General features: G+C 70.5%; 9 protein-coding genes. 6 read left to right on the forward strand and 3 right to left on the reverse strand.

Annotation, left to right across the window (positions count from 1 at the left end; all coding sequences use genetic code 11):
• Positions 1-24: 24 nt before the first annotated feature.
• Positions 25-3,537 carry a sensor histidine kinase gene (locus I596_RS04355; RefSeq protein WP_190278983.1) on the reverse strand — a complete coding sequence of 1,171 codons (3,513 nt, stop codon included), beginning with the start codon at positions 3,535-3,537 and terminating at the stop codon, positions 25-27.
• Between the two features lie 604 nt (positions 3,538-4,141).
• Here I596_RS04355 and rimK point away from each other — a divergent pair.
• The 6 genes from rimK to I596_RS04385 all read left to right on the forward strand — a co-directional run bounded on the left by rimK (position 4,142) and on the right by I596_RS04385 (position 10,530).
• Positions 4,142-5,053, forward strand: a complete 912-nt coding sequence (rimK, locus tag I596_RS04360) for a 30S ribosomal protein S6--L-glutamate ligase (RefSeq protein ID WP_067644719.1) — start codon at positions 4,142-4,144, stop codon at positions 5,051-5,053.
• Positions 5,054-5,302: 249 nt separating this feature from the next.
• Positions 5,303-5,776 (forward strand): hypothetical protein, encoded by a 474-nt coding sequence (locus I596_RS04365; RefSeq protein ID WP_150132008.1) that lies wholly within the window; start codon positions 5,303-5,305, stop codon positions 5,774-5,776.
• 290 nt (positions 5,777-6,066) lie between these two features.
• Positions 6,067-6,462, forward strand: a complete 396-nt coding sequence (locus I596_RS04370) for a BlaI/MecI/CopY family transcriptional regulator (RefSeq protein WP_223303915.1) — start codon at positions 6,067-6,069, stop codon at positions 6,460-6,462.
• Positions 6,459-8,273: a M56 family metallopeptidase gene (locus I596_RS04375; RefSeq protein ID WP_067644729.1), complete on the forward strand. Its 1,815-nt coding sequence runs from the start codon at positions 6,459-6,461 to the stop codon at positions 8,271-8,273. The genes I596_RS04370 and I596_RS04375 overlap by 4 nt, the downstream gene beginning before the upstream one ends.
• A gap of 288 nt (positions 8,274-8,561) precedes the next feature.
• The gene (locus tag I596_RS04380; RefSeq protein ID WP_067644732.1) at positions 8,562-9,248 is read left to right on the forward strand and encodes a response regulator transcription factor; all 687 of its coding nucleotides are present in this window, start codon (positions 8,562-8,564) and stop codon (positions 9,246-9,248) included.
• A complete protein-coding gene (locus I596_RS04385; RefSeq protein ID WP_067644735.1) occupies positions 9,232-10,530 on the forward strand; it encodes a sensor histidine kinase in 1,299 nt (432 codons plus the stop codon). The genes I596_RS04380 and I596_RS04385 overlap by 17 nt, the downstream gene beginning before the upstream one ends.
• 35 nt (positions 10,531-10,565) lie before the next feature.
• Here the strand turns inward: I596_RS04385 and I596_RS04390 are convergent, their stop codons facing one another.
• Positions 10,566-11,486, reverse strand: coding sequence for a branched-chain amino acid transaminase (locus I596_RS04390; protein WP_067644738.1), 921 nt, complete (start codon positions 11,484-11,486; stop codon positions 10,566-10,568).
• Between the two features lie 205 nt (positions 11,487-11,691).
• A complete protein-coding gene (locus I596_RS04395; RefSeq protein WP_067644740.1) occupies positions 11,692-12,171 on the reverse strand; it encodes a DUF4124 domain-containing protein in 480 nt (159 codons plus the stop codon).
• Positions 12,172-12,174: the final 3 nt, after the last annotated feature.

Below are 12,174 nucleotides of genomic sequence, written 5' to 3' on the forward strand. Positions count from 1 at the left end.
CGATGCGCGATCGCGACAGCGCGGTCACGCATCGAGCACGGCGCGATCCGCACGCGGCAGTGCCGCTTCGACCTCCGTTCCGCAGGTCGCGCCCGCGCCGATCCGCACGTGGCCGCCGAGCGCGGCAATGCGCCGGCGCATGCTCTCCAGGCCGATACCTCGCCCCGGCGCGCCGTCGAGCAGGCCGCAGCCGTCGTCGCTGACACGAATCCGCGCGACGGACGCCTCGATGCGTCCGCTGACTTCGAGCGTGGTCGCCCCCGAATGGCGCACCGCGTTCGATACCGCTTCCTGGCAGACGCGGAACAGCGCTTCCTCGTGCTCGAACGCCTGCGGCGGGAACTGCGCGAAGTCGCAGACGACGCGCATGCCGTCGGGTACCGCCGTCGCCAGCAGGCGCTGCACGGCGTTCGGCAGCGAGCGGTCGTGCAGGTAGGCGGTGCTGTCGTCGGGCGCGACCGGGATGGACGCATCGGGGCGCAGCTGCTCGACGTAGGTGCGCATCTCGGCGACGGCGATGCGCGCGAGCTCGGCGAGCCGATCGGCGTGCCGCGTCGACGTCTCGGACTGGCCGCGGCTCTGCCGCGCGAGCGTCTGCGCGCGCATGCGGATCGACGCGAGGATCTGCATCACGTTGTCGTGCAGGTCGTGCGCGACGCGCTGGCGCTCCGCGACGATCGCCACTTCCTGCGCGCGACCGAACAGGCGCGCGTTCTCGATCGCGACCGCGAGACAGTCGGCGACGATCGCGAGGCTGCTGACGTCGAGGTCGTCGAACGGACGCGAACCGCCGGCGCGGATCGCGCCGAGCCGTTCCTCGCCGAGCAGGATCGGCACGTCGAGCGTATAGGCCGAGGCCGCGACGGCGGCGGCAGCGGCAGGGCGAATGCGCCCGGAGCCGCCGGCGAGCGCAATGTCCACCTGCTCGCAGCCGAGCATCTCCAGCAGCGACGATGCGGCGTGGTGCACCAGCGCGTCCGCGTCGAGATTCGACGAGAGAATCGATGCGATGTGCGCGATCAGGCTGAAGCGCTCGGTGCGGCGGCGCTCTTCGGCGTTCGCCGCCGCCAGGGCCGTCTCCGCCGCGGCGCGCTGGCCGACTTCGTCGCGCAGGCGTTCGACCGCCACCTGCAGCGCCGCCGTGCGCTCGCCGACTTGCGCGTCGAGCTGGCGATTGCGACGGCGCAGGAGTGCGGTGCGCCACTGCAGCACCTGCAACAGGAGCAGGGCGGCGGCGAGCGCGACGGCGGCGCGGAACACCGGCGTCTGCCACCACGCCGGCCGCACCTCGAACGCCAATGCCGACATCGGTCCCCAGTCCGCGTCGGGCCCGGTGCGCGCGGCGGCTTCGAGACGGTACGTGCCGGGCGCCAGTTCCGAGAAGCGCAGGTTCGGGCTGGTCGCGACGTGCGCCTCGTGCTCGAGGCCGGCCAGACGGACGCGGTACTCGAGCGCTCGCCCGGCGACGTAGCTGAGCCCGGCCAGCCGCGCTTCGAGGACGTTCTGGTCGTACGGAACCCACGGCTCGGGCTGGCCGGCGAGCCAGCGGCGCGATCCGAGGCGCACGTCCATCAGTGCGACGTTCGGCGGCGGCGGGACGGGCGCATGGTCGTACGCATCGCCGTCGAAGCGCGCGAGGCCGGCGCTGGTGCCGATCCATACCCGGCCGTCGGCCTCGGCGAGGAAGGCGCCGCTCGCGACGTCCTCGCCGAGGAGTCCGTCGGCCAGCCCGAAATGGCGGTGCGATCCCGTCGTGAGCAGATCGACGCCTTGTGGCCCGCCCAGCCAGTAGCGCTGCGCGGCATCCTCGCCGACCAGGTAGACGGCGTCGGCACTGCCGCTCTCGCTGTCGTGGTGGCGCAGCACCTGCAGGCGGCCTTCCGTATAGCGCGCACGCGCGACGCCGAGCGGATCGCCGTAGCCGACGAAGAGCTCGCCGGACGAGGTCGGCAGCACGTGCGAAACGAAGTCGCGGCGCAGGCCGTCGGCGCTGCCGAAACGCGACCAGCGGCCGCCGTCGCGCACCCACAGTCCGAGCCGGCCGGCGACCCAGAGGCGGCCGGCCGCGTCCGCGCGCACGTCGACGATCGGGCCCTCGGGGACCGGGCCCTCGGGGATCGGGGCGGTTCGGGCGACGCGCGCGAACTGCGGCCGTGCGGCGTCGTCGGCGCGGTAAAGCCCGTCCGAAGTCGCGGCCCAGAGCGCCTCGGCATGATCCCTCTGCAGACGCAGCACCCGCGCCGACGGATCGATGCCGGCCAACGGCAATGCCGTCAGCGTGCCGTCGCGCAGGTCGAGCGCGAGCACTTCCGCGCCGATGCGCCCCGCCAGCAGCAATCGCTCGTCGGACACCTGCGCGATCGCGCGCAGGTCCTTGCCTTCGGTGCCCGGCACCCGCCGGAAGCCGGTCGCGGTGAGCTCGGCGGCACCGGAGTTCGTCGCCACCCACAGGCGCTGCGTACGGTCGCGCAGCACGGCCCAGACGACGTCGCCGGGCAGGCCTTCACGCGCGGTGTATGCGCTCCACGCACCGCCGCCCAGACGCCGGTGCAGACCCGCGGATCCCCACCAGAGCGAACCTTCGCGATCCACGAGGGCTGTGCGGCACCACTGCGCGGACAGGTTCGCCGGGCCCTGCACGTGCATCCAGCGGTCGCCGTCGTGATGCAGCAGGCCGGCCTCGGTCGGCACCCAGAGCCCACCGCGTGCATCGGGCAGCAGGGCGCCGAACGGGGCAGCGACCGGAAGCGGCGTGGCGACCGTCGCGAACCGGCCCTCGCGCGGCTTCATCGAAAGGCCGTTCGGGTGGCGCACCCACAGGCGGCCCTGGCCGTCTTCGAACAGATCGTCGATGCGCTCGTGATCGCTCTCGGCCGGAAGGTCCATGCGCTGCCATTGCCCGGTCTCCCGGCGCAGCACGTAGGCGCGCGATCCATCCCACACGCCGACCCACAGGTGCCGCCCGCCCGCTTCGCCGGCCACCGCGGTCGCCGTACCGCCGGGCCAGTCGGGCAGGGGTGCGAAGCGTCCGGTGGCATCGCGCACGACCGGTCCCTGGCCTGCGGTGCCGGTGGCGGCCCATACGCCGTCCGCGTTCTCCGCCAGCGCCCGGATCGCCGCCTCGGGCAGGCCCTGCTCGGCCGTGCCCGCGATGAATTCCTCGCCGTTCCACCGGTGCAGGCCGCCGCGGGTGCCGACCCACAGCGTGCCGTCGCGGTCCTCGAGCAGGTGCACGATCGAGGCCGAGCGCAGGCCGTCGCGCAGGCCGAAGCCCTGGAATCGTTGGCCGTCGTAGCGGTACAGGCCGTTGTCGGTACCGACCCAGACGAAGCCTTCGCGATCCTGCAGCAGGGCCTGGATGTAGACCGACGGCAGTCCGTCGGCGGGACCGTAGCTGCGATACGGCGCATGGCCCGGGGCCTCGTCGGCCGCCGCGTGCGCGAGCAGGGCGTGGGCGAGCAGCAGCACGCCGGCGAGTCGTCGGAGGATCGCCGTCGCGCGCATCATCTGGGGTGTCGCGTGAGCATGGCCGTGCATGCCGCTGGTCCGCCGGGAACGAACGGTATCTACCATCGGGGGACGCCGCGATGCCACTGTCGTTGGAGGGGGATGGCTGCAAAGTCCCACACCGTGACCCGAGGGGCGGGGCATTCGCGGCCGGTGTCGGGGTGGTGCCCTGCGGTGGGACAGGCCGTTGGGCGCCGGTCGAAGCGGCGAGCCCCGGCCGGGATCCGCGCAATGAGCGACGAGGCGCCCCGGATCGGCGGTGGCGCACGGCCAGTGGAATGGCTACCGGAACGGCCGTGACCCGGGCGGTTCTCGAAGTCGTCCGCTGGATGTCCGGGGTATGCCCGCATCGCGCCGCTTCACCGGCGCGGTACGAGGCGTCCTGTCACGCGCCGTCCCGGTACCCGCCGGGCCGGGACGCGGCCTGGCGCTGCGGATGCGTGCCCGAGCGGTCGGGCGCTTCGTTCTCGTGCGCGTTGTTCGGTCGCGGATCCGCGCGCTAGACTAGCTCACCCACTCCCCAAGCGCCGCTCGGGCTATGGGAAGCGTGGCCCGGCTCCGGCGGTTCCGGACGCCGGATTCCCCGTTCCACTCTCCGCCCCAGAACGCCACGGATCGCCCCGAGCCTGCGTCGATGAAGATCGCGATCCTTTCGCGCAATGCGTCCCTGTATTCGACGATCCGCCTGGTCGAGGCGGCGCGCGCGCGTGGCCATCAAGCGCGCGTGCTGGACCCGCTGCGCTGCTACCTGCGCATCGCGCCCGGTGCATTCGAGATGCACTACAAGGGCCGGGTGCTGGGCGGCTTCGATGCGGTCATCCCGCGCATCGGCGCTTCGATCGCATTCTATGGAACCGCCGTGGTGCGGCAGTTCGAGATGATGGGCGTGCATGCGCTCAACGGCTCCGATGCGATCCTTCGTGCGCGCGACAAGCTGCGCTCGCTGCAATTGCTGGCGCGCGAGGAGATCGGCCTGCCGACGACGGTGTTCGGTGACAACCCCGACGACACCGCCGACCTGCTGGCGATGCTCGGCAGCCCGCCGCACGTCATCAAGCTCAACGAGGGCGCGCAGGGCCAGGGCGTGCTGCTGGCCGAGAAGCGTTCGGCCGCCCAGGGTGTCATCGAGGCATTCAGGGGGCTCTACGCCAACTTCCTGGTGCAGGAGTTCATCGCCGAGGCCGGTGGCGCGGACCTGCGCTGCTTCGTCGTCGGCGGCAAGATCGTCGCCGCGATGCAGCGCCAGGCACCCGAGGGGGAGTTTCGTGCGAATCTGCACCGCGGCGGGAAGGCCACCGCGGTCGTGCTTTCGGCGGCCGAGAAGCGCATCGCCGTCAAGGCGGCGCGGGCGATCGGCCTGCATGTCGCCGGCGTGGACCTGCTGCGTTCGCAGCGCGGTCCGCTGGTGCTCGAGGTCAACGCCTCTCCCGGCCTGGAAGGCATCGAGGCGGCGACCGGTGTCGACGTGGCAGCAAGTGTCATTCGTCACATCGAGGCCAGCGTCGGGCCGCTTCCTCGTCGCCGGACGAGACCACGGCGGGCTTGACAGAACTACGAAGATTGTCGTTGACACCCGCAAGACGGAATCCTAGGATGGCATCGCCCGAACCGGGGCTCCGCGCGGTGTGCCGTAGACCGCGTTGCGTGTCGGGCGACCAGGCACCTGATCGTATGACGGGACAGCGTTCAGGCCGGCCCGTGCGCGGGCACCCCGAGTTCGTCGTTCGTATTTTCCCGTTAGAGAATTTTTCCTAGGAGGGTTTCCATGCTGTTCCGAGTTCGATCGATGTGCTCCGTGGCGCTGGCGGCCATGTTGTTGACCTCCCTGCCGGCATTGGCCGCACGGGAAAGCGGCGAGACGGCCATCACGGCCACGACGCCGGAAGCGTTCGCCGAGCAGGCCCAGGGCGTGCGCAAGGAAATGGAGAAGGGCGGTCGCTACGAAGGGATCAGCAGCTCCAATCGCCAGAAGGTCGACGCGCAGCTGGACTTCATCGCCAAGCTGCTCACGCGCCGTGGTTCGGTCGACGCGCTGAACGACCAGGAGAAGGTCGACCTGATGAATGCGCAGGAGGAAGCCAATTCGATCCTCGTCGGTTACGACGATCAGCGTCTGGTCTGCGAGTTCCGCAAGATCGCCGGCTCCAACCGCAAGGAAAAGGTCTGCCAGACCAAGCGGGAAATCGCCGCGGCTCGCGATGCCTCGCAGGAGGCCTACCGCCGGCAGACCTCGGGCCTGCAGAACAAGGACCGCATCGGCGGTCCGTGATCGGATCGCCGGCCTTCGGCCGGTCCCCCCTGGCCGCTTCCGGGCGTTCCGGCTTCGGAAGCGGCGGGCACTGGCCGGGGCAGGGAGCGTGAACGGCCGTCTGCGGGTCCGCGGGGATCCCGCAGCCGGCCGCGTGAGACACGGGCTTTGGAAGGCGGTCCATGCGTCGCCGGCACCCGGCGGGGGCATGGATGGCCTGCAAGGCCATGATGGGGCTATGATCGGGGCCCCGGGGCACGATCCCCGGGTGATCGGATAGCTGTCGCGTTGTCAACCGAAGGATCCGTTGCGTGCGAAAACGTCTTGATCCACCGAAACCTACCGAAGCGGAGCTCAGCATCCTCGGGATGCTTTGGGACCACGGGCCCAGTACGGTCCGCGATGTCCATGAGGCGCTTCACGGCGAGGACGGTGTCGGCTATACCACCGCGCTGAAGCTGCTGCAGATCATGCACGTCAAGGGCCTGGTCGATCGTGACGATTCGCAGCGGGCTCATGTCTACCGCGCAGCGGTCGACAAGCAGCGCACCCAGAAGCGGTTCCTCAGCGATATCGTGCAGCGCGTATTCGACGGTTCGTCCTCGCAGCTCGTCCTGCAGGCGCTGGGCGGCAAGCCCCGGGCGACCCGTGAGGAACTGGACGAAATCCGCGCGCTGCTCGACCAGATGGAGCGTCGCTCACGGTGAACGCGTTGACGCAGGCCGACTGGCTCATGCCGGTCCACGCGCTCGGCTTGTCGCTGCTGCACTTCCTGTGGCAGGGCGCGCTGATCGGTGTGGGCTATCTCGGCGTGAGGCGGTTCGTGCCGGCGTCCAATCCGGAGCTGCGCTACGCCTGCGGCATGGTCGCGATCGTGTTGCTGGCGCTGTGTCCGATCGCTACCTGTCTTTTTCTCCTGAACACCCAGCCGGCCACGCTGGCACCGCTGCCGTTGATGGCGGCGGTCGTCGGCCCCGTCGCCGGACCGGCCGCCGGCCTGCAGGTGGCGCATCCGGGGCTCTCGGCCTATTCGCTGACCTGGCTGGTGGCGCTGTGGCTGGCCGGGGTTCTGCTGATGGTGCTGCGGACCGTGCACCAGTGGCGGTCGCTCAATCGCATCGTCCGCCTGCACGCGATCCTCGACCCGGAGCTGCAGCGCATGGCGAGGCTGCTCGCCGACCGGCTGGGCTACCTGCGCAGCCTGCGCGTCCGGGTGACCGATCGCATCGACACGCCCACCCTGGTCGGCTGGTTCCGGCCGGTGGTGCTGCTGCCGGCAGCGCTGGTCCTGCGCTTCCCGCGGCAGCAGCTCGAACTGATCCTGGCCCATGAAGTCGGCCACCTGCGCCGGCTCGACCACCTGGCCAACCTGGTCCAGGCGCTGGTCGAGACGCTGCTGTTCTACCACCCGGTCGTCCACTGGATCTCGCAGGAGGTCCGCAACGATCGCGAGCTGTGCTGTGACAGCCTGGTCCTGCGTACGACCCGGCACGAGCCCTACCTCTACGCGAGGACGCTGGCCGAGCTGGAGGAGTGGCGGCAGCAGCCGGCCCGCCTGGCGATGGCGGCCACCGGCGGCCACCTGCTGGACCGGGTTCGCCGGATCGTGGGCATCCACAACCATGAGGCCGACTGCCATCAGCAGGGTGGGCGGCCGTCGTTGTTCCAGGGCATCGCCGTGGCGGCGCTGCTCGCCGTCATCGTGACGGCCGTCGATCGTGGCCGGTCGGGGAGTGGCGCTGAAGCCATCGAGGCGGTTGCCGCACGGCCGCTGCCGATCCGCCCGGTACAGATCGAAGGTGCCAGGCTGGTGGCCGGTCCGCTGGCATTCGACGTGATCGCCCCCGATCTTCGCCTGAGCACCGGTGACGCGGATGCCGACGAGCTGCCGCCGGTTCCGGAAGCGCTCGAACCGCCGGCGCACGATTCCCTTGCCGAGGCGGTGTCCGCATCGCACGAGCACGTGGCCGAAGCCCCGCAGGTGGCCGGCATCGCCGAGGCGTCGCCGCCGGTCGTGGCCGCCGCGACACCGGCCGTCTGGCCGACCGGCGGATCAGCACCGCTGCCGTCCGGCGCGGCGGCCGATGCGACCGCCTATGTCGAGCGCGGCTGGTCGGCCCCCGACCTGACCGCGGCCGATGCCGCTGCGGCGGGTTTCCAGCCGGTCGAGCTGGAGCTGCACCTGACGGACCAGGGGCGCGTGCTCGGTTCCAAGGTCGTGAAGGGCGATCCGTTCAGCCCGTTGGCGGTGCAGGCGCGCCGCGAGGTCAAGCTGTGGCAGTTCGAGCGCGAAGGCGCACTGCTGGACCGGCGCGCCGTGGTCCGCCCGATCTTCGTGTCCGACGGCGGCAACGAGCCGCGCCTGGTCGAGACGCGGATCGAGGTGCCGTGCCAGTCGCGCACTGGGACCCGGATCTGCCGGCCGTGGACGCCGATCGAGACGACCGTCGAGTTCATGCGCGGCAGCGAACTCCTGACCGCGGACGCGTTCCTGGTGCTGCGCGGCAGCGCCGGCTGAACATTAACGCTTCACTGAAGCGCCTTTAACAGCCATTTAAGCCGCGTCTGCTTACAGTCGCTGCACTGTAGTCGTGCTCGACACTCCGGTCATCCCAGTGACAGGCCGATTACGGTAATCGGGGCAGTAGCTATATTCGGCCCAAGTGAAGCGCGTTCCCCCAATAGCGCTTCCTTGGGCCATTTCTTTATGCCCGCCGTACGCTCCCGCAACGCGGTCCCCTCGCGCGAAACTCTCCGGCGGCACAGCGGTCTATCCACGGTCCAGAGCTACGGCTATTCTTCCGCCATGCGCATCCTCGTCATTGAAGACAACAGCGACATTGCGGCCAATGTCGGCGATTTTCTCGCCGACAAGGGCCATGTCGTCGATTTCGCCGGTGATGGCGTAACCGGCCTGCATCTGGCCGTCGTCAACGATTTCGACGTGATCGTCCTGGACATCGGGCTGCCCGGCATGGACGGCCTGGAGGTGTGCAGGAAGCTCCGCCAGGATGCCCGCCGCCAGACGCCGATCCTGATGCTGACCGCGCGCGACGCGCTCGAGAACAAGCTGACGGGCTTCGACGCCGGTGCCGACGACTACATGGTCAAGCCGTTCGCGCTGCAGGAGCTGTCGGCGCGCATCGAGGTGCTCGGCCGGCGCGGCAAGGGCCCGAAGAGCCGCCTGCTGCAGGTCGCCGACCTGACGTTCAACCTCGACACGCTGGTCGTCGTCCGCGAAGGCAAGTCGATCCAGCTCAACCCCATCGGCCTGAAGCTGCTGCAGGCGCTGATGGAGGCCTCGCCCGCGGTCGTCACGCGGCAGGACCTGGAAACCCGGGTATGGGGCGAGGAACTGCCCGACAGCGACTCGCTGCGCGTGCACATCCACGGCCTGCGCGTCGCGATCGACAAGCCGTTCGAAAAGCCGCTGATCCAGACCCGGCACGGCATCGGGTACCGCATGGTCGATCCGGATGCGGTACCGGCGTAGGCTCCGCAGCCGCATCATCATCTCGTTCACGTTGTTCGGCCTGGGTCTGACGGCCTTGTTCGCCGTCGCCAGCCTGTACATGCGTGCGCGCCTGGAAGACCAGCTCATCAACCGGACGCTGCTGCGCGAGGTCGCCAACTTCGTCGAGTTCAAGCGGCGCAACCCGTCGCCGGATGCCGCCTACAAGATCTCGCTGTTCGACGTCGACATCTTCGGCGCGCGCAAGTTCGCCAACGTGCCGTTCGACGCGCAGAAGTACGGCCCGGGCGTGTACGACATCGAGGATTTCGACGGCGACGGCAAGCTGCGCTCGTACAAGCTGGCGGTCTACAAGTCCGACGAATACTGGGCGTTCCTGCGCTTCGACGTCGGCGCGCAGAAGCTCAGCGCGCAGCAGCTCCTGGTCGTCCTGGCCGGCGTGGTGGCGTGCTTCCTGGCCTTGTCCTGGCTGATCGGCCGCTGGCTCTCGGTGCGCGTCATGAGCCCGGTCAGCGACCTGGCCGCACGTCTGGACCGGTTCCAGCGCACCGGGCTGCGCGAGCCGCTGGCGCCGCATTTCGCCGACGACGAGGTCGGGCAGCTGGCGCGCGCGCTGGACGACTACGCCGATCGCCTGACCGACCTGGTCGAGCGCGACCGCGAGTTCAACGCCGACGTCAGCCACGAGCTGCGCACCCCGCTGGCGGTGATCGCGACGACGACCGAGCTGATGATCGCATCCGACCTGCCGGACAAGGCGCGCGACCGGATGAAGCGGATCGAGCGCGCGGTCCGGCAGTCGACCGAGCTGACCGACGCCTTGCTGCTGCTGTCGCGGCGCGAGCGCCGTGGCCCGTCCAACGGCGAGACCACCGACGTCGGCCGCGTCGTCGAGCAGGTGGTCGACGTCAACCGGCCGCACCTGGGCAGCAAGCCGGTCACGGTCTCGGTCGTCAACGAGGAGCCGATCGTCGTGTCGGCGCCGTCCTCGGTGATCGCGGTCGCGCTCGGCAACCTGATCGGCAACGCATTCAAGTACACGCAGCAGGGCGAGGTGACCGTGATCGTCGGCCACGGCCGGGTCGCGGTCGAGGACACCGGTCCGGGGATCAAGGCCGAGGACGCGCAGCGGCTGTTCCAGCGCGGCGTGCGTGGCGACGCCGGCGGCAAGGGCGCCGGGCTGGGCCTGGCCATCGTGCTGCGCCTGTGCGAGCTGTACGGCTGGAAGGTCTCGCTGGCGCCGCGCCCGCAAGGGGGCGCCGTCGCGGTGCTGCAGTTCGACCGGCGGTCGTCGGGGGCCTGACGCCGCGATGCGTCAGGCCGGGGATGCGGCCAGCCTCAGCCGACCGGTTCCAGCCAGCCCCAGCGGTCGGGCGTGCTGCCGTCGAAAAGCCCGAAGAACAGCTTCTGCATCTGCTTGGTCAGCGCGCCCACCTTGCCGTCGCCGACCGGCTTGCCGTCGACCGAGCGGATCGGCGTGATCTCCGCCGCCGTGCCGCACATGAACAACTCATCGCACAGGTAGAGGTACTCGCGCGGCAGGTCGCGCTCGACCACCTCGATGCCGGCCTCGCGCGCCAGCGTGATCAGCGTGTTGCGGGTGATGCCGTTGAGCAGCGCGGCGCTGACCGGCGTGGTGTGCAGCGCGCCGTCGAACGCCAGGAACAGGTTCTCGCCGGCACCCTCGCTCAGCAGGCCGGTGGACGCCAGCGCGATGCCCTCGCCGAAGCCGAGCCGGCGCGCCTCGCGGGCCACCAGCTGGCCGGAGAGGTAGTTGCCGCCGGCCTTGGCGCCGGCCGGGATCGTATTGGGGGCGAACCGCTGCCAGCTCGACACGCAGGCGTCGATGCCCTTCTCGAGCACGTCGGCGCCCAGGTAGGCGCCCATGTTCCAGCAGGCCACGGCGACCTCCGTCGGCGTGTCGGCGGAAAGACCGAAGCCGCCCAGGCCGCGGAACGCGAACGGGCGCAGGTAGGCGCGCTCGAGCTTGTTCGCCTTGATGACCTCGCGGCAGGCGGCATTGAGCTGCTCGAGCGTGTACGGGATCTGGATGTCGTGGATCTTGGCCGACTGGAACAGGCGCTTGATGTGATCGGTCAGGCGGAAGATCGCCTGGCCGTCGGGGGTGGGATAGCTGCGTATCCCCTCGAAGACCGAGGACCCGTAGTGCAGGGCATGGGCCATGATGTGGACCGTGGCTTGGGCCCACGGCTTGATCGCGCCGTTCTGCCAGACGAATTCGGGATAGGAGGCGCTCATCGGGGATCCTCGGCAATGACGAAACGGCGCGCAGGTGCGCCTCGACATGATAGCGGTGCCGCTGCCACGGCCGTTCCGGTGCAGGAAAAAGAAGCTTTCCGATTCGGCATCAACCGGCCGGCGGGACAGGGGCGCGAGCGGGGTGGCGGGCGGCAGCCTCGGACGAGGGCAGCGGCGGTCCGGTGCCCGCCAATCACCGCCTGCGCTAGGGAATCAGCCACCAGCAGCGGTGCACGGATCGCGCCTCGAACGCCAGCACCGTCGCCGGCGGCGGGCCGCTGCGGACCGTGATCCAGGCCGATTCGCCAGGGGCGGCGGGCGCCAGCTCGACGGCCTGCAGCGGCCCGCGCAGACCCGCCGCCAGCGCCTCGAGCCGCCGCTGCGCGGCCTGGGCGCCGTAGCCGTCCCAGAGGAAGGCGCCGCTGAGATCGATCAGATTGCCGGCCTGCCAGGCGCGCGTCACGCGCTTGCGCAGGTCGTCGGCGGACACCGCGCAATCGCCGGGCGGCACCGTCGTGGTTTCGGGGAGTGCCGGGACCGCGGTACCGAGCGCCGGATCGCTGCAGCGCCGGTCGGTGAACACCGTCTGCCCACCGGCGCCGGTGCAGCGATGGACCGGCGGCTCCTGCGCCGCGGCCGCCACGGGTAGGGCCAGCGATGCCGCGATCAGCAGGCGCGCCGGCACGCG

Origin of the sequence: Dokdonella koreensis DS-123 (genome assembly GCF_001632775.1) — a bacterium.
Taxonomy (GTDB): domain Bacteria; phylum Pseudomonadota; class Gammaproteobacteria; order Xanthomonadales; family Rhodanobacteraceae; genus Dokdonella; species Dokdonella koreensis.